Raw genomic sequence first — 26616 nt, 5'->3', positions numbered from 1 at the left:
CCAAGCCGCCGAGCAGCGAGCCGAAGGGAGACGTGCTGCCGCCGCCCGCCGCCTGACCGCTTACCTCAAGCGAGGCGAACTTCTTGACGCAGGCGGTGTAGTCGTCGTCAAAGCCGATCGCGTCGAGCTGATTCACGGCGGTGCTGACGCGGCCGGCGGAGCGGTACGGGAAGTATGCCGCCAGGCCGTAGGCGTCGGTAACTCCGCCGCCGACCTTGTTGTATTTCACCGCGCTGAGAAGCGCGTTCGCGAGCGAACGGCTCTCGGCGGTATCGAGAAGCAGGGAGAGATGCACGAGGTCTATCTGGTCGAGCTTGCTGGAAGCGCCGAATTCGCGCGTGTCGCCTCTCGCTTTCGAGACCTCTTCATAGCCGCTGCCGCTGATGGTATCCGCGGTCTTCTTCGCGAACGCGGTCAGCTCGTCGGGGATCGTCGCGGAAAGCTCCGCGAGGTCAGTCACCGAAAGGGTGGTCTTCTGTCCCCTGCACTGCTGCGCGCAGGTCTGCACGAAGTCGTCGGCGATGATCTTGCCGAGCGAAGGGGTATCTATCGCGGGGTTTTTGCCGAGCTCCGTCAGCCAGCGGGTGTGGTACCAGCCGATGCCGGGTTCGGTCTCCTCGCTGCCGATGAGGTAATCGGCGTAGGGCGCAACCGTCAGCGCGGTTTCCACCGACGCCATAAGGCAGGCGTCGAAGCCGACGAAGTCGAAGCTCACGCCGCCGTCCTTCAGCGCCTTCGCGATCGAGGAGAGCGTCATCGAGCCGGAATCCTTCTTGGTTTCATCGTAGCCGAAGCCGGAGACCGAGCCGCCGCCGTGATCCCACATGACGAGTATGTTGCGGTTCGCCGGATAGCGCCTCGCGCACCAGCTTATGAAGCCGGAGAGCGCGGAGGGATCGGTCATCGATTTCCTGCCGCCCGCGTCCTTCTCGAGCAGACGCAGTCCGCCGTTTTCAACGGAGTATATCTGATGCGCGGTGTTTGAAATGCCGCTCGTCTTCCACTGGCTGCAGCCGCCGGTGTATACTATCAGGTTCACGTTCGATCCGAGATCCGCCTGCGCCATTTCGCGCAGGTCGGCGGTCGCCATGCCCTTTTTGGATTCGAGGTCTGTGCCGCAGAGGTAGACCATGACCGTAACGGTGTCGCGGTCGTCGCCGTAGAGGACGGTGCGCTTCGCCGCCGCGGACGAGGAGTCGAGCTTGCCGGTGTTGTCGCTGCCCGTCCACGTGCCGTCGCTGTAGGAGCTGTTGCCGAGGAAGCTGCCGAAGAGGGACGTTATGCCGCTGTTCTGAGTCTGGGAGGGAGTCTCCTCCCCGCCGCCGAAGAGCGCGGAAAGCCCCGTGCCGCCGCCGGCGACCAGAGCGATGATAGCGATAATGATGCCTATCAGACCGCCTTTTCCGCCGCCGATGCCGCGCTGTCCGCCGCCTCCGCCGCCGTAGCCGCCTCCGCCTCCGCCGCTTCTGCGCGCGGAGTACGCGTCCTGTTTGCCTACCGGACCCGTGCCGAGCCCGCCGCCGTGGGTACCGACGCTGTTGCCCATACCTCCGCCGACGCGCTGTCTTCCGACGGGTCTGTTGCCGTTTCCGTTCGCCATGAAGAAAACCTCCTTGTCGATGTCAGCGTATTCACTGATTCTATGATAACAGATTTTGCCGAAAAATGCAATCATTACCGCTGAGGAAAACGCTTTTTATTGATTCCGCGAACGGTTTATGCTATAATTACACAAAACGGCGGCGGCTTTACGCCCCGCCGCGCGGAAGGAGCGGCATTATGGTAATAGACTACCTCGGGCACAGCGGATTTCTCGTTGAAACGGAAAAGGCGCTGATGCTCTTCGACTACTTCCGCGGCGACCTCTCGGTAATCGAAGGCAAGCCGCAGGACAAACCGCTTTTCGTCTTCGCGAGCCACGCGCACCCGGACCATTTCAACCCACAGATCTTCTCCCTCGCGGGCGGCGGACGGACGGTCAGGTATCTGCTTTCGCACGACGTGCGGCGCAAGGCGTCGCCGCCGCCGGAAGCGGACGTGACGTTTCTCGCCGCGAACGCCGAATACGAGATCGGCGGGCTCGGCAGAGTGAAGACCCTGCGCTCGACGGACCAAGGCGTCGCCTTTTTCGTCGACGCCGGAAGCGAAACGGTATACCACGCGGGCGACCTGCACTGGTGGGCGTGGGAGGGCGAGCCGGAGGTATGGCTCGCCGCGCAGGAGCGCGACTACCGCCGCGAGATAGAAAAGCTCGCGGGCGAGCGCATCGACGCCGCCTTCGTCGTCGTTGACGACCGGCTCGGCGAAAACTACGCGCTCGGCGCGTCGCTCTTCCTCTCGCTCTGCAAGCCGGCGAATATACTGCCTATGCACTTCTGGGAGGACTCCGGAGTCGTCGGCCGCTTCGCGATACTGCCCGATACGATCGCGTCCGGCGCGCGCGTGCCCGACACCGCGCACGAAACGCACTGGGAAATATAAAGGAGGAACGGATATGCAGTTCAAAATGATCCACGAAAACTACAACGTCGCCGACCTCGGCGTTTCACTGAAGTTTTACGAAAAGGCGCTCGGGCTGACCGAAAAGCACCGCAAGGAGGCCTCCGACGGCTCCTTCATCATCGTCTATATCGGCAACGAAAGCAGCGAGTTCGAGCTGGAGCTGACCTGGTTGCGCGACCATCCGCAGAAGTACGACATCGGCGAGGAGGAGTTTCACCTCGCGTTCCGCACCGACGACTTCGACGCCGCGCACAGGCTCCACGAGGAGATGGGCTGCATCTGCTTCGAGAACCCGTCGATGGGGATATACTTCATTCAGGACCCCGACGGCTACTGGCTCGAGATCATCCCGACAAGATAACGGCGAATACGCAAAGAACGCGCCCCAAAAGGGCGCGCAAATTAGGGATAAGTCGGGTTTTGAACGGCTGTTTCCCGCCCATGCTTCACAAAAAACAGCGGCCATACATCAAGTATGACCGCTGTTTTGTTGTTTTGCCTGAACGATAAACATCTCGCTCAAAACTGCTCCGCATCTTAAAAAGAGAGATTTTTGTGTCGGGCAAGGCGAAAGCGCGATGGAATACTGTATGTATTCCGAGCGCTTTCAACGCAGTCCGGCGCGAAAAGATCCTTTTTAAGACCGGCGTATCCCTGATTTGCACGCCCGGAGGGCGCGTTCCCGATATATATGCTTATTATTCATTTTTCAGCGCGTTGCGGAAAACATTGCGCCAGCTGTTCAGGTAGTCGTAAACGTCGACGAAAATCCCGTCGCCGCTCTTAGGAAGCTCGTCGTTGGAACTGAACTGCGTTTCTCCCACCGCGGTATTGAAGCGGACGGTGTAGGTCGATGAATCGAGCGCGATAAGCTCCGACCGCTTCAGCTCTCCCCACTTGAAGACGCCGCGGTCTAAGTAAATATCAATCAGCGGATCCGCGGCATTCGCCGGCAGCGGGTAGATCTCTTCCGTCTCCTCCGCGTCCGGCAGGCGCTCGCCGACGAAGAGCTTGACGCCGTCCGCGTCCGAAACGAGTTTCATCAGCAGAAAAGCGCCGTCCATACCGCCGTGCTTGCGGTATTCGCACATAAAGCTGTTGCCGCGCACCGCGTTCTCGCGCTCCTCGGCGCGTTCGGAGCTGTGCCGAAGCAGGCGCATGACGATGATGCACACCACCATCAGCACCGGAAGTATCCTGAATACAGGCGGAAAACCCTGAGTCATCTGCAGCAAAGCCAACCTCCGTCAGAACACCTTGATGGATTCGAGCACCGCCTTCGTCTCGGCGGAGTCATAAGCGTGGTATGCCGCGCTGACGGTCACCCATTTGCCGCCAACGTCGCCGAAGAGCTGGAAGCAGTCCGCGCCGTTGTACTTATAGGAATAACCTGTCCAGGTCACGCCGTTTACTTCGATGGTGACGGCGCCTTCGCCGCCGTTGACGTCGTTGACCTCCTGCGCCGCCGCGAGGTTGGTCTCGGCGGCCTCTCTGCCGTCCACAACGCCGACGAGGTAGTAGTGCATATTGTCGCTGTCAAGCAGGATCCACGCGGAATATGGGTCCTCCGCGTCGATAAGGCTGCCGCCGACGAGGCTGTTTCCGTCCGGCACGAAGAGGGAGAGCTTGCCCCATTCCTGCGTTTCGCCCTTGACGGCTTCGGCGTCGCCGCTTCCGTTTCCGCTTCCGCAGGCGCAGAGCGCGGCGAGCGTCAGACACGCGAGCAGTATCGAAAGAAACTTTTTCATATTATATCTCCTTCGGGTTTGTTTTAAGTAATTATAACCCGACGGGCTCGGTTTGTCAATAAGCGGACGCGGCAGAATATGTGTCGAATCGCTGAATATTTTGTGAAATAACGATTTTTCACTTGCTGAAACGCGGGAATTATGCTATATTTTTTCCATAATCCCGCAAAGGAGGACGCGCCGCTTGTTCAGAACGATAATCACGATACTCACCGCGTTGCTGGCGGTCGGGTGCTTTTACATAGTGTGGCGGTGCCGCAGGTTCGGCTTCGTCAAGCGGCTCGCGGGCGGCAGAAAGTGGCTCGAATGGCTCATCGCTTCCGCCGCGCTGCTGCCGATAGCGGCGTTTTTCTTCGTCAATCTCTACGCCGTTATCATAGTCTGGATGCACGTCATAATCTTCCTCGCGCTCGGCGACCTTATCGGCTTTGTCATCCGCAAGGCGCGGAAGCGTCCGCGCGGCGATCTGGCGGGTATCATCTCGCTCTCGCTCGCGGTCGTATACCTCGCCTGCGGCTGGTTCTTCGCGCACCACGTCTTTGAAACGCACGAGACCTTCACGACGGGCAAGGACTTCGGCGCGGAGCGCCTACGCGTGGTCGAGATCGCGGATTCGCACCTCGGCATAACGCTCGACGGCGAGGGCTTCGCGGAGCAGATGGAGCGCGTCAGCGCGGTCGAACCCGACGTCGTCGTAATCGTCGGCGACTTCGTCGACGACGACACCGAAAAGGCGGATATGCTCCGCGCCTGCGACGCGCTGGGCGAGGTCAGGTCGAAATACGGCGTCTACTTCGTCTTCGGCAACCACGACAGGGGCTATTTCCAATACCGCAACTTCTCGACGCAGGAGCTGCTCGACGCGCTCGATAAGAACTCCGTCACCGTCCTGCGCGACGAAACGGCGCTGGTGAACGGCAGCTTCTATATCGTCGGTCGGCGCGACCGCAGCGAGCGCGACCGCCTCTCCGCCGCAGAGCTGACGAGCGGGCTCGACCGCACGAAATACGCGATAATGCTCGATCATCAGCCGAACGACTACGCCGCCGAGGCGGAATGCGGAGTCGACCTCGTGCTCTCCGGCCACACTCACGGCGGCCACATCTTCCCCGCCGGACTGATCGGGCTCTGGAGCGGCTCGAACGACCGCGAATACGGCTCCGAGCGACGTGGTGAAACGGACTTTTACGTTACCAGCGGCATCTCCGGCTGGGGCATCCCCTTCAAGACCGGCTGCATAAGCGAATTCGCCGTGATAGATATTGTAAACGAATGATAAAAAAAGACGCCCCGCGGGGCGTCTTTTTTTATGTGTTAAACTTATTTCGTCAATCTTGCCGCGATACGCAGTATATCAAGCGCATCCGAGACTGTGATCTCGCCGTCGCCGTCCATATCGCCCACAAGCGAACCGAACTTTTCAACCGGATCAGCCAACCTCGCGGCTATGCGAAGCGCGGACAGGGCGTCCGCAACGGTGATATCTCCGTCGTTATCGAAATCGCCTTCGTACACAAGCTCAAAAGCAATGCCCTTCTTTTCGGCGAATCTGTGTGCAAACGATCCGCTATAACAGCGAATGACGAGCGAATTGCACCAACGGAACGCGTTCGTTCCGATCTTTTCGACGCTTTTCGGAATAAAAACGCTCACCAGATTTTCGCAGCACGCGAATTCGTTGTCTTCTATTTCCTTCACGCCTTCCGGGATCTCAAGAGATACAAGACCTGTTCTGTTGGCAAATGCGCCGCCGCCTATTATCTCAACACTGCCGTCGGCAGGTATAGCGCAGTCCGAAGCAGCCGCCAAAAGGCGTTTTCCCTCCGTTTCTATCAAACAGCCGCCGACGGCTTTATAATTTTCATTATCCTCCGAAACTTCTATGCTCTCGACTGACGCCGTGCCAAAAAACGCATCTTTACCTATCGATTCAACGCTTGCCGGTATATATATCCTTTTGATCCACCGGCATCCGGAAAAAGCGTAGTCGCCTATCGTTTTTAACCTCTCCGGAATGATTATCTCCTCCAGTCCCGATGTTCCAAACGCGTGGATGCCAATCGTTTCCGGAGCGCCGAGAAAAACCGCTTTTTTCAGAAATATGCAGCCTGCAAAAGCATCACTTTCTATTTCGGTAACGGTGGCCGGTATTTCTATTTCTTCGATGTGCACATGCGCAAACGCGCGTTCCCCTATGCGCCTCATGCCCTCCGGGATAGAAACGACCTCTACGGGTCCTTTTGCGACGATCCATTCGCCGGTGTCGGGATCTTTGGTAAAAGTAATATTGCCTTCAACGTGATGAAAAGCGTAATCCCCTATCGACGTCACTCCGGGTTCGATAATGATCTCTCTCAAAACATTCGTCCACGGCGCGGGGTTTTCGCTGCTGTAATCATACATATCGCCCGTACCGCTTATTGTGAGAACGCCGTCGACGACCGACCAAGTCAGATCCTCGCCGCACTTCTTAAAATCGGAAGCCAAAGCAGACGCCCCGCAGAAAAGCGACAAGGCCAATGAAAGCGCTAAGAATGTTGCTATACATTTTTTCATAGTATCATCTCCTTACCGGAATGATTATTTCTCCCGCTAATCATCAAAGTCGAGCCACGAAAGCTCAAAATACACATCATCCGGAAGTTCAGGCTCAGTAAGTGGATTCTGATTTATCGATGGAATACCTGCGTCCTCAGCAACAATTAATTGGGCGTCAGAAATGTCAACAACGCCGTCGTGGTTGGCATCCGCCGCTATCAACAATAAACTCGACGTAATTGTTTTCATAGAAACCCCACCACATTTATATTATCAATAATTAATTATACTAGTTATTAACTGTTTTTTCAATATTTTTCAGTATTTTTTAGTATTCTTTTATTCTGTTATTCTATTCCTATACACTCATTAATCAATATGACAAATATACACACAAAAAAGCGCGAGACAACTCGCGCTTTTATACTCGCCGTTACAGCTTTATTCCCGCGGCTTGGCGAGGCCGTGGATGAAGCCGTCCGAGCGGACGGAACAGACGTCGCCGCCGACCACCGTCGTGCCTGACATAAGCAGGTTGGCTTTGACGCTCCCCTCCGGCTCGCCGCCGTAGTTCGTCACGCCGTAGGTGTAGCGCGTGAGCGTTTTGCCTTTGAAACTCTCGAGCGAGAAGCCCTGCGAAAGCTGCAGCTCCGCGTACTCCGCGAAGGCGCCTTCGAACTCCTCCGGCACGGAGACCGCGACCGTTTCCTCCGGCTCCGCCGTCGTTTCCCAACCGAAGCCGGCGAGAAACTCCCGCCGCGCCTCGTTGCCGGCGATATCCTGATACGCGGACTTCGCCGCGGGCACCGCCCGCGAATCGCGCACCCGCGCCGCCGCGAAGATCACCGTTGCCGCCGCGAGCGCGACTATAAGAGCGTACTTCGCCGCTTTTTTGACGTTGAACGTAAACACAAACATACCGTTTTCACCCTCCGCGGAATACTATGCCGCGTCCGGCGCGGATATTACTTGACAGCGGCGGGTTTTTGCAATATAATAGCGGCAAAGAAAGAAACGGAAGGGACGGCTCGTAATGAAGAAGTGTTACTGCCCGTATTGCGGCGGAAAATCGTTGTCTCCCCTCAAAAAGCCGGCAGGAGAAAAGCGCGGCCGCCTGTTTGGTAAAACGCATTGGGGCTGCGCCGGCTGCGGCAAAGAAGCAGTTGAATGGATGAGCCCGCGCGTAAAAAAGATCAATACGATCACCACGGTTTTGAGTATACTTTTCGCGTTAACCTGCATCGTAATCATAGTGATTAAACCGAATGATCTGAATTATTTCCCCGGAGCGCTTGCGCTGCTTTCAGCAACTGTAATTTCAAATCTTATTATCAAACTTATCGATTACAGATACAAAGTATTCGTAAGAACCGAACAACACTCCGCGGACGACGTTGTCGCCCGTGCGCACATAAAAATAAACGTCGTGTTTGCGGAGAATCGTATTTACATATTAAAACCGAGCGAAGAAAACGGAAGCGCAGACGACGCGCGTCCCGAATACGTCGTCGCTATGTCGAATTATTCGCGCAAGGACAAATCATGTGACGTGAGATTCATCAAGCCGCGTGAGGCGATGGGATCGATCTCCGCCCGCAGATTTGATATATACGACGACGATTATCGCATCGGCAACTGCGAATTCTTTGAGCAGAACGCATAGCGGTATCATCAATAAGTAATATCGATCCATCTTTCAAATGCAGCGGCAAAGCGGGGTGCATACTATGCTGAAATTCACAAAAATGCAGGGCTGCGGAAACGACTATATCTACATCAACTGCTTCGGGCAGACGGTGGACGATCCCGCCGCGCTCGCGGTGCGGCTTTCGCCGCGGCGCTTCTCCGTCGGCGCGGACGGCGTTATACTCATCTGCCCCTCCGACAAGGCGGACGCAAAGATGCGTATGTTCAACGCCGACGGCTCAGAGGGGAAGATGTGCGGCAACGGCATCCGCTGCGTCGGCAAGTACCTCTATGACAACGGCATCGCGAAAAAGGACGTCATCACCGTTGAAACGCTCGCCGGTATAAAAACGCTGACTGTTCACGCCGCGGACGGCGAAGCGAAGACGCTCTCCGTCGATATGGGCAGGGCGGAAACTGCGCCGGAAGCCGTGCCGGTGCTCGCGGAAGCGCCGGTGATAAACGGCGTTATCGAGATCGGCGGCAGGAAGTATAATGCGACCTGCGTTTCGATGGGCAACCCGCACTGCGTCGTCTTCCGCGACGGCGTGGAGGATATGGATATACGCGCCGAGGGCGAGCGGTTCGAGAAGTCGCCGCTTTTCCCCGAGGGCGTGAACACGGAGTTCGTCCGCGTGCTCGGCGGAAACGAGCTGCAGATGCGCGTCTGGGAACGCGGGAGCGGAGAGACCTTCGCCTGCGGAACGGGCGCCTGCGCCGCCGCCGTCGCCGCCGTGCTCTGCGGCTTCTGCGGCAAGGGCGAGGATATCACCGTCCACCTGCTCGGCGGCGACCTGACGATAAACTACACCGACGAGCGCGTGATCATGACCGGCCCCGCCGTCAAGGTCTGCGACGGATGCGTAGAAGAATGAGGCGACTCTGTCATCCTGAGCGGAGTGACGCTTAGCGTCACGAAGCCGAAGGATCTTGTCGGTAACGGCAGTATAAAAGAAAAAGTGTGTATTCGGAATCGGCAGTTTACCGTCTGCTCCGAATACACACTTTTGGTTTATATAAGGCCGCTTTCTTTAAGATCCTTCGACTTCGCAACCTTAGGTTGCTTTGCTCAGGATGACAAACCGACCGCTGCGCTGCGTGAGATCCTTCGGCTCGCTTCGCTCGCTCAGGATGACAGAAACGCAACGCTCATTTCTTATGTTCCTTCCGCCACTCCAGTATCTGCTCGAGGCGGTCCTTGAACTTCGTTTCAAGTCCCTGCGTGGTGGGGTTGTAATACCGCCTGCCGAGCAGCGAATCGGGCAGGCACTGCATATCCGTCAGCTTATCCTCCGTGTCGTGCGCGTACTGATAGCCCTTGCCGTAGCCGACGTCGCGCATCAGCTTCGTCACGCCGTTGCGGATATTCAGCGGCACCGGCTCGGCGAGCATCTTCATCGCGTCCTGCTTCGCGGTCTCATAAGCCATATAGAGCGCGTTCGACTTCGGCACGAGCGAGAGGTAGACGACCGCCTGCGTCAGATGCACACTGCACTCCGGCATACCGATGAAGTGGCACGCCTGATACGCCGCGACCGCGATCTCCAGCGCGCGCGGGTCCGCGAGGCCGATATCCTCGCTCGCGAAGCGCACGACGCGCCGCGCGACGTAAAGGGGATCCTCCCCCGCCTCAAGCATACGCGCCAGCCAGTAGACCGCCGCGTCGGGATCGGAGTTGCGCATGGATTTGTGCAGCGCGGAGATGAGGTTATAGTGCTCCTCGCCGTTTTTGTCGTAAAGCAGGGACTTGCGCGAAGTGCACTGCTCGACCGTTTCGGTCGTTACGGTTATGACGCCGTTCTCCGTTTCCGCGTTCAGCACCGCCATCTCCAGCGTGGAGAGCGCGGTGCGCGCGTCGCCGTTGGCGAAGACGGCGATCATGCGGATGACGTCGTCGGAAATATCGACCTTCATCTCGCCGAAGCCGCGCGGGTCGGTGACGGCGCGCTTCAGCAGCTCGGTTATGTCTTCCTCGGTCAGCGCCTTCAGCACGAAGACGCGGCAGCGCGAAAGCAGCGCCCCGTTGACCTCGAAGGAGGGGTTCTCAGTGGTCGCGCCGATCATTATGATGCTCCCCTTCTCGACGAAGGGCAGGAACGCGTCCTGCTGCGCCTTGTTGAAGCGGTGGATTTCGTCGACGAAGAGTATCGTCTTTTCGCCGAACTTGCGGTTTTCCTCCGCCTGCTGCATTACGGCGCGGATCTCTTTTATGCCGCTCGTGACGGCGGAAAAGTTGATGAACTTCGCCTTCGTCTGATTCGCGATGACGCCGGCGAGCGTAGTTTTGCCGACGCCGGGAGGCCCCCAGAATATCATCGACGAAACGGAGTCCTGCTCGATCATGCGGCGCAGGAGCTTGCCCTCTCCGACGAGGTGCCGCTGGCCGACGATCTCCTCGACGGTGCGCGGACGCATCCGCGCCGGAAGCGGCTGGCTCATATCGTATGCGGCGTTCGTGTTCATTTCTTCCATAGCTTTCACCTCCGCGCGTCCGCGGGGACGGCGCCTTCAAGGAAGTCTGTCTCGCGCGCCTGACCGGACGCGCTTATTCTGAAAGTTTTTATCTCGTTCGGGCGGAAGTCGGCGTCGAAATCCGCGCCGACCGCGGCGCAGGTTATATGCGCTTTCGCCGCTTCGCCGCGCGTTTCGTAAAGGCGTATGACGGCGTCTCCGGAGCCGTCCTCACAGCGTTTCAGCGCCGTCATAACAACGTTTTCCGCGCTGACGGAAAGGAAAGACGCGCGCCGCGGCGCTTCGCCCTTATGGTAGCCCTCCGGGATCGCGACGGGGCGGATATTCAGCTTCAGCGCCTCGCGCGTTACTTCCGTTTTTTCGGCGGAGCCGTCGGAAAGATAAACGCCGTATTCGAAGCGGCTGACGCCCTCGTCGGTGTAGTCGTAATCTTTGAACGGGCGGTCGGAAAAGTGGTCGGCGAAGATCGCGTTGCGTATCAGCGTCAGGCGCAGCTCGCCCTCGGGGCAGTCGCAGGAATACTTCGAGTCGCTCATAAGCGCGAGGGTGCGTCTGCCGCCGTTATTGAAGCTGACGGCGCACCACTTCTGCAGCGGCCATTCCTCGCCGTTCGGCGGACGCTTGATGAAGCCGCAGGGTATCTCGCAGATATTCTCCGCGCCGCTCCCCGAATACGGGAAGGATGTTTTCAGTATCGTGTGCGGCTCGTTCCAGAACGCCTTACAGCGCACGCGGAGCGTCTTAACGCCCCTCGCGAGAATGAATTCCTGCGTCAGCGACGAGCCCTTGAACGCGTGTTTTACGCGTATGATCTCACGCGCGGGGGTACGCTCGGCGACCTCGATTTCGCACAGCTCCGGCGTACCGAGCGTTTTATCGAACCTGAAGACGCCGTGCGCCCAGGTGTCGCTCTCCGTGTCGTCGAGGACGACGGGAACGGCGGCCGGACGCTCCGGCGAGGCGTAGTCGAAGCCGCTCGCCTTGTCGGTGAGCGATATTATATAGCCGGTCTTTTCGTCGAAGACCGCGCGGATATATTCGTTCTCGAGCGTCAGCTCGTCCGGACGGGCGGGCTTTTCGTTTTTCGCGTGCGCCTCCGCGTCGGCGGTCGCCCAGTAGGTCGCGTAGCCGAGCGCGGGCAGGTCGGCGGTGAAGACGGTGTCGAGGTGGGAGTCGTTCATGCGCGAGGAGCGCGTGCTTCCGAAGGGCACGTCGGCTCCGTTTTCGTCCGTCACGCGCTTGGACGCGCCGCTTATGCGGACGGTCGTTTTCACCGCGAACGGCAGCGGGTTGAAGACAACGAAGGGGCGCGGGAAGGGACTGCCGTAGTTCCTTTCGCGCGGTTCGCTCACGCCGTCCAGCCAGGTGTCGACGCGGCGCGAAACGCGCAGCAGCGCCTCGTTATAAAGCTTCTCCGAAACGTTCACCGCGCCGCCGACGGAATCCGCGGCGTCCGTATACGCCTCTTTTATCGCGCATCCGCAGAGAATATCGTGGAACTGGTTGAAGCAGACCTCGCGCCACGCCTCGCGGTAGTCGGCGGTCTTTTCGCCCATGCCCGCTCCGCCCGCGACAGTCGCGAACGCCTCGGAGGCGTAAAGCGAATTCTCGGCGCGGCGGTTGAGCGCCTTTATCATGCCCGTCACGGAGTAGCAGCCGCTCGCGTGGTGCTGCAGCTCGCCCCTCCACGTCGGGAGCGAAGCGGAGCCGAGCGAAGCGAAATACCCCTCCGGCGAGGAAAACTCAAGCTCGGAAAAACCGTTCCTTTTCAGCTCCTCAAGGTGCTCTATATCGGCTTTGGTCGGGCCGCCGCCGTGGTTGCCCACGCCGTAGAAAAGCATAACGCCGTGACCGCCTTCCGCGCCTATGCGCGTCAGCTCCGCGAGCGCGGAGTCTATATTTTCCGCTCCGCTGACGCAGTACAGATCGAGCACCTTATAAGCAGGAATCGTCGTGCCGTCCGTCCCCTCCCAGTTGAACGCGAAGGGGATATCGGGGTTCTCTTTGCGGTCGGGGCGCAGGAAAACGTATGAACTCATGCCGCCGAGCTTCACCAGCTGCGGCATGTTTCCGTTGTGCCCGAAGCTGTCGACGTTGTATCCGACGCGGCATATCCTGCCGAATTTCTCATAATAGTAAAGCTGCGAATACAGCGCCTGCCGCGCGAAACTCTCGCCCGACGGGAGGTTGCAGTCCGGCTGCACCCACCAGCCGTTGACGGGGACCCAGCGCCCCTCCTTCACGCGCTCGCGGATCTCCGCGAACATACCGGGGTCGATCTCTTCTACCCACCTGTAGTACGCCGCGGACGAGCAGGTGAAGACCGTATCCGGATACTCGCGCAGGCGGTCGAGCGCACTGCGGAAGGTCTGCATGACCTCGCCGCGCCCCTCCTGCCAGCGCCAGAGCCAGACGGGATCGAGGTGCGCGTTGCCTATCAAACTAATCTTCGGTTTTCCGTTCATTCGGGTCTCCCCTTTCAGTTTGCGCCGTCGTAAGTTATCGAAATCTTTTTGCCGTCCGTCGTGACGACTACGTCGCCGAGTTCGTCGGTGCGGTAGACCTTCGCTCCCGCGTTTTGGAGGCGCGAAACGGTCTTTTTCGACGGATGGCCGTAGCTGTTGTCTCTGCCGACGGGTATGACCGCGTACTTCGGCGTCACCGCCTTGATGAAGTCGCTGCACGTCGCGTCGTTGCTGCCGTGGTGCGAAACCTTCAGCACGTCGGCGTCGAGATCCTCGCCCTTGTCAAGCATCTCGAGCTCGTATTTCCTCTCGGCGTCGCCGGTGAAGAGGAAGGACGTTTTGCCGTAGGTGAACTTCAGCACGTAGGAGTTGTTGTTGAGCTCCTCCGATTTGCTCTCGTCGACCGAGGTGTCGCTGCCGTCGTCGAGCACCTCAAGCGTTCCGGTCGGGAACGCCGGCGTTTCGCCCGGCGCGGCGATGCGGTACGGCACTCCCCTGCTCCGCGCGGCGCTTATTACGTCGTTGTAGAACTTCTCATCGACTGCTTTTGTCGGGATGATCAGCTCGTCGACCTTGTATTTCAGTATCACGTCGTCCATGGCGCCCATGTGGTCGCCGTGGGCGTGGGTCGCGATAACGTAATTCAGACGCTCTATGCCGCGCCCGTTCAGGTACGCGGCTATCTTCTGGAAGTCGTCGTATTCGACGGCGTCGATCAGTATCGCGCCGTCGGCGCATTCGATGAGGGCGCAGTCCGCGTTGCCGACGTCGATGAAGTGGACTTTGACGTCGCTTACTGCGGCGGGCGTTTCAACGGAGCCGCCGGAGCCGCTTTCGCCTTCGCCGCCGAGGCCGCCGCAGAGCCAGATTATGCCCGCGATGACGGCGACGAACGCGATCACTATCGCAAGCCCGAGGAGAGTCCCCTTCAGCGTGTCGCCGTCGGCCGCGTAACGCGTTCCGTATCTTCTCGTCTTTTTCGCGCGGGCGGTTTTCCTTTTGGTTTTGGTTTTTTTCTCAGCCATACGCTACCTCCGGAGTTCCGCGGCGAGCGCGCGGAGCTCTTCCGCCGTCACGAGCCGCGGGAGCACCTGCGCGAGCGTGTTCGCGTTCATGTTCGCAGGCAGCCCGAGCCGCCGGGCGAGCGAAGCGCGGAGCGCGGCGCTGTTCGCGCCGCCGCAGACGCCGAGCCCGGTCAGAAACGCCTTCGTGAAAGGCGCGGCTCCCTCGCCTTCGCCGACTCCGGCGCGGCGGAACGCCTCGATTATGACCGCGTCGTCCAGCCCTTCGGCGCCGAGCAGCCCCTCCTTCGAGGGCGCGCGCTTGCGGCGCTCTCTGCCCGGTACGTCGGGCAGGTAGACGTCCCAGACCTTGCCGCCGGCGCAGAAACTCTTAATATAATTCCTGATGCGGAAGCCCGCCTTGTCCGGGTCGGTGATTATCACTATGCCGTCGCCCCGCGCAAGCGTTTTTATCAGCTCGCGCTTGGCGGCGTTTTTGTATATGCCGAAGCCGCCCGTCTCGATGACGGGAGCGTCGAAGATATTTGCCAGGCGCGCTTTGTCGTAGCGCCCCTCGACGACGACGGCTTGCTTCAGCTTTATCATTTCTTCTCCCCGAGCGCGGCGAGGCCGCCGATAAGCTCGTAATAGACCTCGAATCCCGCGAAATCGCGCTTCAGACGGCGTTCCGCGTCGGCGCAGAGCAGTATCGCGCGGCGGAAATACTCCGTCGGTCTGCCCTTCAGCCGCGCCGCCGCTTTTTTCAGCGGGTAGTTGGATTTGATATAAGTGAACTGCCCCTCGAGACTGCTCCAGCCGCCTTTGCTCTCCTTCGCTACGGCGACGCGGTACATGGCGATGAAGCCGCTGAGCACCGTGGGCATGAATTCGCGCGGGTCCGCCTTCGTCGCGGCGAGCTCGTCTATTATCGAATACGCCTCGGAGTACTTCGCGTCCGCGATCGCGTCCGCGAGGCGGAAGGAGTCCTCCTCGACGGTGTTGTAGGTGACTACGGAGAGCATATCCTCGGTCACCGTGTCCCTGCCGGACGCGGCGAGGATCTCGGCGTTGTTCTTTATCGCGTACATATCGCCGGCGCAGATCTCGGCGAGCTTCCGCGCGGCGCGTCTGTCTATGCCTACGCCGCGTTCCGAAAGCAGCGAGGTTATCCACACCTCCGCCTTGTCCGGCGGGAGGCGGTCGCAGGATACGGCGGTCGCGCCGTCGAACACCTTCAGCGCGCGCGTCACCTTGCGGTCGGTACGCCCCTTCGGCTGCTCGAAGGAAAGCGGCTCGGAGATGAAGACGAATATCAGCACGCATTCGTCGGGAAGCTCCGCGATGAGCTTCGCGAGCGCCTCCGCCTGCTCGTCGCCGCCGGAGTAGATATCCGGATCGCGAAGCAGTATCACTCGCTTTTCCGAAAGCATCGGCAGCGCCATGGTCAGATCGCGCAGGCGGCCGACGTCGAGCTCGCGGTAAAGCTCCGTGAAGTCGAAGCTCCGCGCCGACTCCTCGACGTATGCGGAAACGACGCGCTCGGCGGAGAGGTTTTTCAGGTAGTCCTCCTGCCCGTAGAGCACGATCGCGCCGCCCGCTTCTTTGCGGCGGATCAGATTTTTCAGCGTATCCGAGTCGATCCTTCTCATAAGCGTTCCTTATCCTTGTCTTATACCGTCGTTATCTATCAGCAGCGTAACGACGCCGCCGTCTATCGAGTAAAGGGCTTTCGCGGCCTTTTCCCCGCCGTAGTCGGACGGGCGCCCCGTCACGAGCAGCGCCGGACTTCCCGCGTAGCCGAGGCGGGAGAAGACCGCGTCGGGCGAATTGCGGGCGCGGTTCCTTCCCGTGAAGGCCGCGAGCGTTCCGCCGCAGGTCAGATACATATCGAGTATGCCGCCGTCCGAAACGAGGGTCAGCGAAGACGGGCCGAGCCGCGCTTCGCTTGAAGTTACCGGCGCGACGCCGCTTTCGGCGCAGCCCTCCGGCACGAAGGGCGCTCCGGCGCCGAGCCGCTCGGCAAGGCGCTTCGCGGCGCGGACGGAGTAGAGGTCGCCCGCGACGACCGCGTCGGCGGAGATTACCCCGACGTAGCCCGCGCGGTTCAGCACGCCCGGAAACGAGCTCTCGGGCAGGCCCGAAACGTAAAGCACGCGCTTGCCTCCGCAGGAAACGAAGTCCGCCTGCCCGACGCCCGCGTAGACCGAGTCGACGCGCACGCAGCGTTCCTCAGCGTACGCGTTGGCGCAGACGCCGCTGAGCAGCACGGCGAGCGAAAGCGATACCGCGGTGAGTCCGCGCAGCCGCCCGCGTCTGAACGCGATATACGCGGCGACCGCCGCGAGCGCCGCCACCGCGAAGTACGGGTAGGCGACGTAAGAATACGAGAACGGCAGCGAGGCGAGCGCCTTCGTCACCCATATCAGCCAGCCGGCTCCGACCCCCGCCACGCGCAGGAAACCGACGCCTATCCACGGCAGCGTCGCCGCGGGAAGCCCGAGCGTGAGCGTCAGCGCCGCCGGCGTCAGCACCAGCAGGTTAGCCAGCGGCGAAATGAGCGAAACGCTCCCGAAAAACAGCACCGTCACCGGCAGCGTAGCAAGCCACGCAGCGACCGACTGCGCGATTATCTCCGAAAAGCCCGCGATCAGCCCGCGCACGGGGCGCGGTCTTTCTTCCGCCTTCATCCCCTTCATCATCCTGCCGCGGATGCGCGGCGCGATGACAAGCAGTCCCGCGGTCGCGGAAACGGAGAGCAGGAAGCCGACGTCGCGCACGACGGAGGGCGAGAACGCGCACATCACAAAAACCGCCGCGCCGAGCGAGTTCAGCCCGTCGCCCTCCCTGCCGAAGAAGGTCGCGCAGAGGACGATCGAAAGCATAAACGCCGCCCTGACCGCCGAAGGCGAGAACGCCGTCAGCGCCGCCAGCAGCCAGACGAGTATGAGCGCGGGTATCACCGGCGGCCTTTTCGTAAACCGCCGCATTATCTCAAACAGGAACATCGTCACCGTGACCACGTGCAGTCCGGAAACGACGGTCAAATGCGAAACTCCGCATTTGCGGAAGGCGAGCTCGGTATCGGCGTCTATGCCGCTTTTATCCCCGAGCAGCAGCGCGGAAAGCAGACCGGAGCGTTCGTTTTCGCCGTCCGCGGCGAGCTTGCCGAGCATATACTTTTTCAGCGTCAGGCAGTAGTAATACGGCGTGCGCTCCGCCTTGCCGGCGACGTGCGGCTTTTCGGAGGCGTTCAGCCGGTAAAGCGCGCCGCCGTCGCTTTCAAGCGAGGGGATCGCGTCGACGCGCGCGGTGAATTTCAGAACGTCGTAATAATCCGCTTCGAAGCCAGAGTTCAGCCAGACCTGCGCCTTATCGTCCGTTTCGTACGTTTCGCCGTCGACGGTCATACTGCGCAGGCGCAGGGTATAGGTCGCGCCGAATTCGCTTTTGCGCGGAAGCTCGCAGACGTACGCTTCCACGTAGGCGGTCCTGCCGTCGAAACGCGCGGCGCGGGAGTCGGCGACCTCCGCGCGCAGAAGTCCCCACGCGCCGGAGCCCGCGAAAACGCAGAGCAGAGCGAGCAGCGTGAAGCGGAAACGCCTGCCGCAGAAGAAGAACGCCGCGAAGCATACCGCCGCCGCGCCGAGCCAGAGCCATCCGGCCGGCAGCAGCAGAAGCGAAAGCATTATCGCGGCTCCGGCCGCAAGCATCGGCCGCTTCAGCAGCATATCCGCATCTCCCTTTTTCGGCGAGCCGCCTCAGCGGCATAACGCCGTTTTATCTTTCCGAAAAGACGACTCCGACGCGCCGCAGCAGCCAGAGCAGTACGCATATCAGATACGAGCCCGCTATCATCGCAGGCATGTAGATATACCACTTCCCGCCGTCGTTGAAAAGGTAGAAATCCTCCCAGCCCTTGAAAAGCATAACTTCGGCGGTGTAGACCGCGCCGTACGCCACAGTCGGGATAAGCCCGAGGAGGGTGTCCCTGAAGCGCATCTCGCCCTTACATTCCGCAAAGCAGAAGGAAATTATCATCAGCAGCGGCGATATCATGTGCATGAAAATGTTGTTCCCGTCGTACATCAGGGCGTAGCCGTATTTCATCCCGACCTTGTAGCCGTATTTCGGCCCGAGCAGGAACAGCACCGTAAACAGCGTCAGCGTCACGGCGGCGGTGGCGACGAACTTGAAAAGCAGCACGCTCTTCTTTATCGCCTTTCTCCCGCCGAGCATCGTCTTGAACGACCACGGCAGCATGCAAAGCGCCGCGACTGCCGCCAGCACGTTGGAATCCACGGTGAAATACTTGAACGCCGTGAAGCCGGCGACCTCCATATTCCCGTCGCCGCCCCTCGTGAAAAAGCCCACGACGCATACGACCGTGAACGCCACCACCGCGACGTTGCATATCAGCGATATGAACCCTTTTACGCAGGACCGTTTCATAATCCTTCTCCCAACATTTACCCAAATTAACACGAATACATTTTACCACATAATACGCGCGGTGTCAATTTTTTCATTTACTATTGAAATAGGCGTTTTTATATGCTACAATACCCGCAAAGACATAAAAAGAAGGCGTTTCGTGAAACTCAAGGGACTCATAACCGCGGGCGACCGCGATATGACGACGGGCGGGATAACCAAGCATCTCGTAACCTTCGCCCTGCCGCTGCTGATCGGCTACGTATTCCAGATGCTCTACAACACCGTGGACACCTGGGTTGTCGGCAACTACGTCAGCGACGAGGCGTTCTCCGCCGTCGGAACGGTCGGCCCGATAATAAATATGCTCATCGGCTTCTTCATGGGGCTCTCCAGCGGAGCCGGAGTCGTCATCTCGCAGTATTACGGCGCGAAGCGCTACGATATGGTGAAAAAGACGGTGCATACCTCCGTTATAATCACGCTGGCGATGGGCGCGGTCTTCACCGGCATCGGCATCGGCTTCACGCCGCTGATGCTGAAGGCGATGTCCACGCCGCCGGAGGTGCTGCCCGAATCGACCGCGTATCTGACGATATACTTCGCGGGCATCACCGGACTGATGCTCTACAATATGTTCTCCGGCATACTCCGCGCCGTCGGGGATTCGACGCGCCCCTTCCTCTTCCTCGTGCTGTCGGCGCTGCTGAACACGGGGCTGGACCTGCTCTTCGTGCTCGTCTTCGGGCTCGGCGTGGAAGGCGTCGCCTACGCGACGATAATCGCGCAGGCGATAAGCGCGCTGCTCCTGCTGCTGACGCTGACGCGCACGGACTCCTGCGTCAAGCTGACCGCGAAAGCGTTCCACTTCGACAGGGAGGTAATGAAGAAGATACTCAAGGTAGGCCTGCCCGCCGCGCTGCAGATGGCGGTGACGGCGTTCTCCAACGTCTTCGTTCAGGGCTACATCAACCACTTCGGCGCCGACTGCATGGGCGGCTGGACCGCCTACGGCAAGATCGACCAGGTCATACTGCTCCCGATGCAGTCGCTGGCGCTGGCGTCGACCACCTTCGTCGGTCAGAACCTCGGCTCCGGGCTCGAGGAGCGCGCGAAGAAGGGCGTGCGCGTCGCGCTTTTCGCCTCCGTGCTCTCCACGGCGGTGCTGATGATACCGGTGATCGCCTTCGCGCCGTCGCTGACCGCCTTCTTCAACGACAAGCCGGAGGTCATAGAATACGGCACGATGATGCTGCGGTGGATATCCCCCTTCTACGTCCTCTGCTGCGTCAACCAGATATTCGCCGGCGCCCTGCGCGGAAGCGGCAACAGCCGCGTGCCGATGATAATAATGCTGTCGTCCTTCGTGCTGTTCCGGCAGGTATATCTTTTCATTTTCTCGACTTATATTTCATACACCGAACTGCCGATAATCCTCGGCTACCCCGCCGGCTGGCTCGTATGCAGCACCGCGACGCTGATCTACTATAAACACGCCGGACTGAAAAACCGCCTGCTCGACGCGGCTCCGCGTGAAGCGGAGGCGGAGGCCGAAACCGCGATATGACGCGAAAGGAGAAACCCATGCTTTCATTCGTCAACGACTACTGCGAGGGAGCGCATCCCGAGATACTGCGCCGCCTCGGCGAAAACAACTTCGTGAAAATGACCGGCTACGGCGAGGACGCGCTCTGCGCCGCCGCGAAGGATAAGATCCGCGCCGCCTTCTCCTGCCCCGACGCCGAAGTCTACTTCCTCGTCGGCGGAACGCAGACGAACGCCATCGTCATCGACTCCGTCCTCGCGCAGTATCAGGGAGTCGTCGCCGCCGCGTCCGGCCACATCAACGTGCACGAATCCGGCGCGGTCGAGGCCTGCGGGCGCAAGATACTCGCCCTGCCGCATCACGACGGCAAGCTCCGCGCCGAAGACGTCAAAAAGCTCTGCGCCGGCTTCTACGCCGACGAGGCGCACGAGCATATGGTGTTCCCGGGAATGGTCTATATCTCGCACCCGACGGAATACGGCACGCTCTACACGCTCGACGAGCTGAAAGCCCTCCGCGCCGTCTGCAACGAATACGGGATGAAGCTCTTCCTTGACGGAGCGCGGCTCGGCTACGGGCTCGCCGCCGGAGGCGTCACGGGCGCGGATATATCCCGCCTCTGCGACGTCTTCTATATCGGCGGAACGAAGGTCGGCGCGCTCTTCGGCGAAGCCGTCGTTTTCAAAAAGGAGTGCGCTCCGGCTCACTTCGTAACGCTCTATAAGCGCAGGGGCGCGATGCTCGCGAAGGGCTGGCTGCTCGGCCTGCAGTTCGACGCGCTCTTCACCGACGGGCTCTATTTCAAAATAGCGCGGAACGCGATAGACGCGGCGGCGCGGATAAAGGCGGCGCTGCGCGAAAAGGGCTATGAGTTCCTCATCGACTCGCCGACGAATCAGATATTCGTCGTTATGGAGAACGCCGCGGCAACCGCCTTCCGCGAAAAGGTCGCCTGCGAGGTCTGGGAGCGCACCGACGCGGAGCACACCGCCCTCCGCCTCGTCACAAGCTGGGCGACGAGCGAAGAAGACGTAAGTGCGTTGATAGCGACGCTGTAAAACTAAAAGCATAAGCAAAAGCCGCCTTCACGCGAAGGCGGCTTTTAATCTGCACCAAAACACTCTATATCTGTCTGTATTCTGCATATGTGATATTATCCTTTTCATTTTTGTCTCCTCCTTTTTAGTGCCTATTCTTTGATTATAACCACTCGTCAGACAATACAGAAATAACTGATTACATCCGAGTGTATCGCATAAGATGCGCTTTCATTTTCTTTTTCATAACACGTCACAGTGAACATAGCATAGTTTTCATCGCCCAGCATGAAGAATTCTTCTTCCTCAAAATTATACTTCAATTGCGGGTTTTCTTTTTCGAGCTCTTCAATCCTGTCTCTCAGTTTTTCGCGTGCCGCTTCTTTGCGTTCGTCGGACGCGGTCGAACTCCTACTTAAAGAAAAACTTTGCAACGCGCCGTTGGTAGCCATATACATATGGACTCTTCCGCTTTTACAAGTCAGAGTTACGGAATAATTCGTGCCTTGATCGTCCCATGCGACTTTTGCGTTTTCCAATCCCTGCATATCCGTATCGCTGCCGGTTATTATTTCCAACGCCCTTTCCTTGATCGCTCCGCCGCCCACGAATTCGGTGTTTTCGTCGCCTCTTACGGGAGAATAATCGTTTGTATAAAATCCGCTTATCCTCTCGGAACCCTCGTATTTCACTACTGTGTACCCCTCAGCGCTGTCATAATAGTCCGTCACGAGCGGTTCCATATTCTCTTCAAGGCAAAACTCCTTATCAAACTCGCTGCAAGTCGACTTGACATAAGTGAAAACCATATCCTTTCCGTCGATCCTATACGTTACGTCCTGCACGTTTTCTTTAACGAAATCGTAATTATTCGGCGCCTCATTATTGCCGATCCACTCTTTGTCGGGGTCCGACGCTCTCTCCGAATTCGGATCCTTAATACTCATCCTGCCGCTTACAACGAGCGTTGCGCCCAATACTATCGCTCCTATAAGCACTATCGTAACGATTATCAGGCTCTTTCTTCTCACAGACATAACCCTTACCTCCTTTTCGGAAGAATCGTTATCCTTCCCGCGCAGTTTGAATAACGGACGCTTTTCCAGTGCTTCGTTTTTTTCGTCGATCCTTTTATAAAGCTCGCTTGTATATTCAGAAATATCTTTCATAGTATTTTACCCTCCTTTTCCAAGAGAGAACGAAGCTCCTTTTTGGCGCGATAAATAAGATTATCGACCTGTTTTTTGCTCTTCTTCATCACCTTCGCGGTCTCTTCGTAGGTCATATCCTCAAAGTAGACGAGGTGTACGGCGACGCGCATTTCCTCCGGAAGCTTGCCGAGCGCGGCGTTAAGCTCGCGCTTGCGCTCGTCGGCGAGCACTTTCTCCTCGAGCTCCGCCTGCTCCGCCGCGTTATCCGCCTCGGAAAGCTCCGTGAACGTTACCCTCCTGCGGCGCCTTATGCAGTCGAGGGCGCGGCTCTTGCCGAGCATATAAACGTAGGTCTTCAGGCTGGCTTTGAAGTTGAACTTCTTATAAACGAAGAGGTCGCTCATAACATCGAGCGCGATATCCTCCGCGGTGTGGATATCGGCAACGTAACGGTCGACGAAGAATACGAGGCCGAAAAACAATTCCTCCATTATCCCGGCTGCGGCGTCTCTGTCGCCTTCGAGGTAACGTCGGTATTTGGCGGCGCAGTCGTCCATTTGCAGCCCTCCTTCTGATCGGAATCGTCTTCGCCCTTTCACTCCTTATACGAACGGGCGGCGGAAAATCCTTATTTTTCCGTCACTTTCTATTATAATTGTTTTTCACGAGGAGTCAACCGGAATCAACCGCCGCCCGCGAGGGCGGCGCGTTTTTTTACAAAAATTTCATTGACATTAAAAAATAATATACCTATAATATAGGATGTGTAAAAATGAGGTAATACGTTTGCAAAAAAACAGAAAGGACAGAAAGATGCTCCGAAAACTCTCCAAAAGCATCCGCGAATACAAGCGCCCGACGATACTGACGCTCGTTTTCATCGTGCTCGAAGCGATAATCGAATGCATTATCCCCTTCGTCACGGCGCGGCTCGTCAACAACATACAGAACGGCGTCGAAATGGGCTTCGTCATCAGGACGGGCGCGATACTGCTCGTCATGGCGATCGCTTCGCTCGCCTGCGGCGGCCTTGCGGGACTCACCTGCGCGAAGGCGTCCGCCGGCTTCTCGAAAAACCTGCGGCACGATCTTTTCCATCGCATTCAGGGCTTCTCATTCGCGAATATCGACAGGTTCTCCACCTCCTCCCTCGTCACGCGTATGACGACCGACGTCAACAACGTGCAGATGGCGTTCATGATGATAATCCGCATCGCCGTCCGCGCGCCGATGATGCTTGTATTCTCAATTATCATGGCGTTCATCATGGGCGGCTGGCTCGCCGCGTCGCTCGTGCTGATAATCCCCTTCCTCGTCTTCGGGCTCATCATGATCGCCAAGAAGGCGATGCCCGCCTTCCGCCGCGTCTTCCGCAAGTATGACCGGCTGAACGAATCCGTCGAGGAGAACGTCTCCGCGATGCGCGTCGTCAAGGGCTTCGCCCGCGAGGACTTCGAGAAGCGGAAGTTCAACGCCGCCGCCGAGGATATCCGCGGCGACTTCACCCGCGCCGAACGCATAGTCGCGATCAACTCACCGCTGATGCAGGTATGCATCTATTTCAATATGATCTTCGTGCTGCTCGTCGGCTCCTACCTCGTGCTGAAGTTCTCCGGCAGCTACATCAACGTCGGCGAAATGACCGCGATGCTGACCTACGGCATGCAGATACTGATACAGCTCCAGATGCTCTCGATGATCTACGTCATACTCACGATGTCCGCCGAGAGCGCGCGCCGCATCAGCGAGGTGCTCGACGAGGAACGCACCGTGACCAATCCCGAGAACCCCGTCTATGACGTTCCGGACGGCTCGATAGAGTTCAGCGACGTGCGCTTCAAGTATTCCGAAACCGCGAAGCTCTACGCGCTCGACGACATCGATCTGAAGATCGAATCCGGCATGACCGTCGGCATCATCGGCGGCACCGGCGTCGGCAAGTCCACGCTCGTGCAGCTCATCCCCCGCCTCTACGACGTCAGCGAGGGCTGCGTCAAGGTCGGCGGCAGGGACGTGCGCGAATACGACCTCGACGCGCTGCGCAACTCCGTCGCGATGGTGCTGCAGAAGAATCTGCTCTTCACCGGCACGATAAAGGATAATCTCCGCTGGGGCAACGAAAACGCCACCGACGAGGAGCTCGTCGCCGCGTGCAAGCTCGCGCAGGCGGACGACTTCATCACCTCCTTCCCCGACGGCTACGACACCTACATCGAGCAGGGCGGCACGAACGTTTCCGGCGGTCAGAAGCAGCGCCTTTGCATCGCCCGCGCCCTGCTGAAAAAGCCGAAGATACTCATCCTCGACGACTCCACCAGCGCCGTCGATACCCGCACCGACGCGCTCATACGCGCCGGCTTCAAGAGCTACATACCCGAAACTACCAAGATAATAATCGCCCAGCGCGTCGCCTCCGTCATGGACGCGGATATGATAATCATCATGGACGGCGGCACGATAACCGCCGTCGGCACTCACGACGAGCTGCTCGAAAAGAGCGACATCTACCGCGAGATCTATCAGCAGCAGACGAACGGGGGTGATCTCGATGAGTAACTCCCGTATGCCCGCGCCGAGAGGCGCGAGAGGTCCGCAGGGACCGCGCCAGCCCGTTCAGAAGGGGCTTTTCGGCAGGATAGTCAAGGCGCTCTTCAAGGCGTACCCCGGCTACGCGACGCTGACGGTCGTATGCGTGCTGCTCTCCGCCTTCGTCACCGCGATACCCGCCACATTCCAGCAGCGCGTGCTCGACATACTCGTTAAGGCGCTGAAGGACGGTCTGACCTGGGAGGTCGCGAAAACGCAGATACTGCCCCTCGTCTTCCTTCTCATCGGGCTTTACGTCGTTTCGCTCGTGCTGATGACGGTGCAGAGCCAGGTCGCCGCGATAATGACGCAGGGCTTCCTCAACAAGATGCGCTGCGCCATGTTCGACGATATGCAGTCGCTGCCCATCCGCTTCTTCGACCGCAAGAAGACCGGCGACATAATGAGCTATTACACCAACGACATCGACACGCTGCGCCAGCTCGTTTCGCAGTCGCTGCCGAACATACTGCGCTCCGGCATAATAGTGATCACCGTGCTATTCATCATGCTGTGGTACAGCGTCTATATGACGCTCATCGTTCTGCTCGGAGTCGCCGCGATGCTCTTCGTTTCCAAGAAGATCGGCGGCGGCAGCGCCAAGTACTTCGTGCGGCAGCAGAAGTCCGTCGGCAAGGTCGAGGGCTACGTGCAGGAGATGATGAACGGCCAGAAGGTCGTCAAGGTCTTCTGCCACGAGGACAGAACAAACGCCGACTTTGACGCGTTGAACGAAGAGCTCTATCACGACGCCTACCGCGCCCACGGGTACGCCAACAGCATGGGCCCCGTCATCATGAACATCGGCAACGTGCTTTACGTCATATGCGCCGCGGTCGGCGGGCTCTTCCTGCTCTCCGGCATGAGTAATATCAGCATTTCCGGTCTGCCCTTCTCGATAGGCATAATCGTTTCATACCTCAACATGACCAAGCAGTTCACCGGCAACCTCAACCAGGTCACGCAGCAGTTCAGCTCCATCGCGATGGGACTCGCCGGCGCTGGCAGAGTCTTCGACCTGATGGACGCGGAGCCGGAGGAGGACAACGGCTACGTCACGCTCGTCAACGCCGTCGAAAATCCCGACGGCTCCGTCACCGAAACCGCTGAGCACACCGGCAAGTGGGCGTGGAAGCACCCCCACGGCGACGGAACGCTCACCTACACCCCGCTGCGCGGCGACGTGCAGCTGCTCGACGTGGACTTCTCCTACGTCGAGGGCAAGCAGGTGCTCTACGACGTTTCCGTCTACGCGAATCCCGGGCAGAAGGTCGCCTTTGTCGGCGCCACCGGCGCGGGCAAGACGACGATAACCAACCTCATCAACCGCTTCTACGACATCGAGGACGGCAAGATCCGCTACGACGGCATCAACATAAACAAGATCAAGAAGGCCGACCTGCGCCGCTCGCTCGGCATCGTTCTGCAGGACGTCAATCTCTTCACCGGCACG

General features: G+C 58.9%; 23 protein-coding genes and 1 pseudogene. 9 read left to right on the top strand and 15 right to left on the bottom strand.

Features of this window, described 5'->3' with window-relative positions; translation table 11 throughout:
- Positions 1-394 precede the first annotated feature (394 nt).
- Positions 395-1132 (bottom strand): annotated as a pseudogene (locus J5441_00930) (peptidase C11).
- 647 nt (positions 1133-1779) lie between these two features.
- Between J5441_00930 and J5441_00925 the strand changes: the two are divergent.
- Together J5441_00925 and J5441_00920 are read left to right on the top strand one after the other, a co-directional pair.
- Positions 1780-2481, top strand: coding sequence for an MBL fold metallo-hydrolase (locus J5441_00925; protein ID MBO4933722.1), 702 nt, complete (start codon positions 1780-1782; stop codon positions 2479-2481).
- 13 nt (positions 2482-2494) lie between these two features.
- On the top strand, positions 2495-2863 hold the full coding sequence (locus tag J5441_00920) for a VOC family protein (protein ID MBO4933721.1): 369 nt from the start codon (positions 2495-2497) through the stop codon (positions 2861-2863).
- Between the two features lie 337 nt (positions 2864-3200).
- Here the strand turns inward: J5441_00920 and J5441_00915 are convergent, their stop codons facing one another.
- On the bottom strand, positions 3201-3737 hold the full coding sequence (locus tag J5441_00915; GenBank protein MBO4933720.1) for a hypothetical protein: 537 nt from the start codon (positions 3735-3737) through the stop codon (positions 3201-3203).
- A 12-nt stretch (positions 3738-3749) separates the two neighbouring features.
- Positions 3750-4250, bottom strand: coding sequence for a hypothetical protein (locus tag J5441_00910; protein MBO4933719.1), 501 nt, complete (start codon positions 4248-4250; stop codon positions 3750-3752).
- A gap of 184 nt (positions 4251-4434) precedes the next feature.
- Between J5441_00910 and J5441_00905 the strand changes: the two genes are divergently transcribed.
- On the top strand, positions 4435-5526 hold the full coding sequence (locus J5441_00905) for a metallophosphoesterase (protein MBO4933718.1): 1092 nt from the start codon (positions 4435-4437) through the stop codon (positions 5524-5526).
- A 44-nt stretch (positions 5527-5570) separates the two neighbouring features.
- Here the strand turns inward: J5441_00905 and J5441_00900 are convergent, their stop codons facing one another.
- The 3 genes from J5441_00900 to J5441_00890 all read right to left on the bottom strand — a co-directional run bounded on the left by J5441_00900 (position 5571) and on the right by J5441_00890 (position 7706).
- Positions 5571-6737 (bottom strand): leucine-rich repeat protein, encoded by a 1167-nt coding sequence (locus tag J5441_00900; protein ID MBO4933717.1) that lies wholly within the window; start codon positions 6735-6737, stop codon positions 5571-5573.
- Positions 6738-6842: 105 nt separating this feature from the next.
- On the bottom strand, positions 6843-7037 hold the full coding sequence (locus J5441_00895; GenBank protein MBO4933716.1) for a hypothetical protein: 195 nt from the start codon (positions 7035-7037) through the stop codon (positions 6843-6845).
- Positions 7038-7229: 192 nt separating this feature from the next.
- Positions 7230-7706, bottom strand: coding sequence for a DUF4830 domain-containing protein (locus J5441_00890; protein MBO4933715.1), 477 nt, complete (start codon positions 7704-7706; stop codon positions 7230-7232).
- 115 nt (positions 7707-7821) lie between these two features.
- On the opposite strand from J5441_00890, the gene J5441_00885 reads away from it, so the two are divergent.
- Together J5441_00885 and J5441_00880 are read left to right on the top strand one after the other, a co-directional pair.
- The gene (locus J5441_00885) at positions 7822-8451 is read left to right on the top strand and encodes a hypothetical protein (protein MBO4933714.1); all 630 of its coding nucleotides are present in this window, start codon (positions 7822-7824) and stop codon (positions 8449-8451) included.
- 64 nt (positions 8452-8515) lie between these two features.
- Positions 8516-9349, top strand: coding sequence for a diaminopimelate epimerase (locus tag J5441_00880; GenBank protein MBO4933713.1), 834 nt, complete (start codon positions 8516-8518; stop codon positions 9347-9349).
- 274 nt (positions 9350-9623) lie between these two features.
- On the opposite strand, the gene J5441_00875 is transcribed toward J5441_00880, so the two are convergent.
- The 7 genes from J5441_00875 to J5441_00845 are packed head-to-tail and all read right to left on the bottom strand — an operon-like array spanning position 9624 to position 18861.
- Entirely contained in the window at positions 9624-10946 is a 1323-nt protein-coding gene (locus J5441_00875) for a replication-associated recombination protein A (protein MBO4933712.1), read from the bottom strand.
- A 5-nt stretch (positions 10947-10951) separates the two neighbouring features.
- A complete protein-coding gene (locus J5441_00870; protein MBO4933711.1) occupies positions 10952-13411 on the bottom strand; it encodes an alpha-mannosidase in 2460 nt (819 codons plus the stop codon).
- A gap of 14 nt (positions 13412-13425) precedes the next feature.
- On the bottom strand, positions 13426-14436 hold the full coding sequence (locus tag J5441_00865) for an MBL fold metallo-hydrolase (protein ID MBO4933710.1): 1011 nt from the start codon (positions 14434-14436) through the stop codon (positions 13426-13428).
- A 3-nt stretch (positions 14437-14439) separates the two neighbouring features.
- Positions 14440-15018, bottom strand: coding sequence for a DUF4093 domain-containing protein (locus tag J5441_00860; protein ID MBO4933709.1), 579 nt, complete (start codon positions 15016-15018; stop codon positions 14440-14442).
- Positions 15015-16061 carry a DNA polymerase III subunit delta gene (gene holA, locus J5441_00855; GenBank protein MBO4933708.1) on the bottom strand — a complete coding sequence of 349 codons (1047 nt, stop codon included), beginning with the start codon at positions 16059-16061 and terminating at the stop codon, positions 15015-15017. Before holA ends, J5441_00860 begins: the two co-directional genes overlap by 4 nt.
- Before the next feature lie 9 nt (positions 16062-16070).
- Positions 16071-18140, bottom strand: coding sequence for a ComEC/Rec2 family competence protein (locus J5441_00850; protein MBO4933707.1), 2070 nt, complete (start codon positions 18138-18140; stop codon positions 16071-16073).
- A 49-nt stretch (positions 18141-18189) separates the two neighbouring features.
- Complete coding sequence (locus J5441_00845; GenBank protein ID MBO4933706.1) at positions 18190-18861, bottom strand: hypothetical protein; 672 nt, start codon at positions 18859-18861, stop codon at positions 18190-18192.
- 181 nt (positions 18862-19042) lie between these two features.
- Between J5441_00845 and J5441_00840 the strand changes: the two genes are divergently transcribed.
- Both J5441_00840 and J5441_00835 read left to right on the top strand, forming a co-directional pair.
- Positions 19043-20410 (top strand): MATE family efflux transporter, encoded by a 1368-nt coding sequence (locus tag J5441_00840; protein MBO4933705.1) that lies wholly within the window; start codon positions 19043-19045, stop codon positions 20408-20410.
- Positions 20411-20427: 17 nt separating this feature from the next.
- The gene (locus J5441_00835; protein MBO4933704.1) at positions 20428-21447 is read left to right on the top strand and encodes a low specificity L-threonine aldolase; all 1020 of its coding nucleotides are present in this window, start codon (positions 20428-20430) and stop codon (positions 21445-21447) included.
- 155 nt (positions 21448-21602) lie between these two features.
- Here the strand turns inward: J5441_00835 and J5441_00830 are convergent, their stop codons facing one another.
- Both J5441_00830 and J5441_00825 read right to left on the bottom strand, forming a co-directional pair.
- A complete protein-coding gene (locus J5441_00830; GenBank protein MBO4933703.1) occupies positions 21603-22463 on the bottom strand; it encodes a hypothetical protein in 861 nt (286 codons plus the stop codon).
- Positions 22464-22591: 128 nt separating this feature from the next.
- The gene (locus tag J5441_00825) at positions 22592-23134 is read right to left on the bottom strand and encodes a sigma-70 family RNA polymerase sigma factor (protein MBO4933702.1); all 543 of its coding nucleotides are present in this window, start codon (positions 23132-23134) and stop codon (positions 22592-22594) included.
- Between the two features lie 256 nt (positions 23135-23390).
- Between J5441_00825 and J5441_00820 the strand changes: the two genes are divergently transcribed.
- Positions 23391-25133 carry an ABC transporter ATP-binding protein gene (locus tag J5441_00820; protein ID MBO4933701.1) on the top strand — a complete coding sequence of 581 codons (1743 nt, stop codon included), beginning with the start codon at positions 23391-23393 and terminating at the stop codon, positions 25131-25133.
- A partial coding sequence (locus J5441_00815) for an ABC transporter ATP-binding protein (protein ID MBO4933700.1) occupies positions 25126-26616 on the top strand: 1491 nt, incomplete at its 3' end. The genes J5441_00820 and J5441_00815, both read left to right, overlap by 8 nt.

The sequence above is a fragment of the Clostridia bacterium genome, from assembly GCA_017620395.1.
Lineage (GTDB): Bacteria > Bacillota > Clostridia > Oscillospirales > RGIG8002 > RGIG8002.
The sequence above is the reverse complement of the archived record's forward strand: the minus strand, read 5'-3'. Positions and strand labels throughout refer to the sequence as shown.

Bases quoted from the DNA above. Each gene is read 5' to 3' on its own strand.
- J5441_00925 (MBO4933722.1), top strand. From the start codon at position 1,780: ATGGTAATAGACTACCTCGGGCACAGCGGATTTCTCGTTGAAACGGAA.
- J5441_00920 (MBO4933721.1), top strand. From the start codon at position 2,495: ATGCAGTTCAAAATGATCCACGAAAACTACAACGTCGCCGACCTCGGC.
- J5441_00910 (MBO4933719.1), bottom strand. From the start codon at position 4,250: ATGAAAAAGTTTCTTTCGATACTGCTCGCGTGTCTGACGCTCGCCGCG.
- J5441_00895 (MBO4933716.1), bottom strand. From the start codon at position 7,037: ATGAAAACAATTACGTCGAGTTTATTGTTGATAGCGGCGGATGCCAAC.
- J5441_00890 (MBO4933715.1), bottom strand. From the start codon at position 7,706: ATGTTTGTGTTTACGTTCAACGTCAAAAAAGCGGCGAAGTACGCTCTT.
- J5441_00885 (MBO4933714.1), top strand. From the start codon at position 7,822: ATGAAGAAGTGTTACTGCCCGTATTGCGGCGGAAAATCGTTGTCTCCC.
- J5441_00880 (MBO4933713.1), top strand. From the start codon at position 8,516: ATGCTGAAATTCACAAAAATGCAGGGCTGCGGAAACGACTATATCTAC.
- J5441_00875 (MBO4933712.1), bottom strand. From the start codon at position 10,946: ATGGAAGAAATGAACACGAACGCCGCATACGATATGAGCCAGCCGCTT.
- J5441_00870 (MBO4933711.1), bottom strand. From the start codon at position 13,411: ATGAACGGAAAACCGAAGATTAGTTTGATAGGCAACGCGCACCTCGAT.
- J5441_00865 (MBO4933710.1), bottom strand. From the start codon at position 14,436: ATGGCTGAGAAAAAAACCAAAACCAAAAGGAAAACCGCCCGCGCGAAA.
- J5441_00860 (MBO4933709.1), bottom strand. From the start codon at position 15,018: ATGATAAAGCTGAAGCAAGCCGTCGTCGTCGAGGGGCGCTACGACAAA.
- holA (MBO4933708.1), bottom strand. From the start codon at position 16,061: ATGAGAAGGATCGACTCGGATACGCTGAAAAATCTGATCCGCCGCAAA.
- J5441_00850 (MBO4933707.1), bottom strand. From the start codon at position 18,140: ATGCTGCTGAAGCGGCCGATGCTTGCGGCCGGAGCCGCGATAATGCTT.
- J5441_00845 (MBO4933706.1), bottom strand. From the start codon at position 18,861: ATGAAACGGTCCTGCGTAAAAGGGTTCATATCGCTGATATGCAACGTC.
- J5441_00840 (MBO4933705.1), top strand. From the start codon at position 19,043: ATGACGACGGGCGGGATAACCAAGCATCTCGTAACCTTCGCCCTGCCG.
- J5441_00835 (MBO4933704.1), top strand. From the start codon at position 20,428: ATGCTTTCATTCGTCAACGACTACTGCGAGGGAGCGCATCCCGAGATA.
- J5441_00830 (MBO4933703.1), bottom strand. From the start codon at position 22,463: ATGTCTGTGAGAAGAAAGAGCCTGATAATCGTTACGATAGTGCTTATA.
- J5441_00825 (MBO4933702.1), bottom strand. From the start codon at position 23,134: ATGGACGACTGCGCCGCCAAATACCGACGTTACCTCGAAGGCGACAGA.
- J5441_00820 (MBO4933701.1), top strand. From the start codon at position 23,391: ATGCTCCGAAAACTCTCCAAAAGCATCCGCGAATACAAGCGCCCGACG.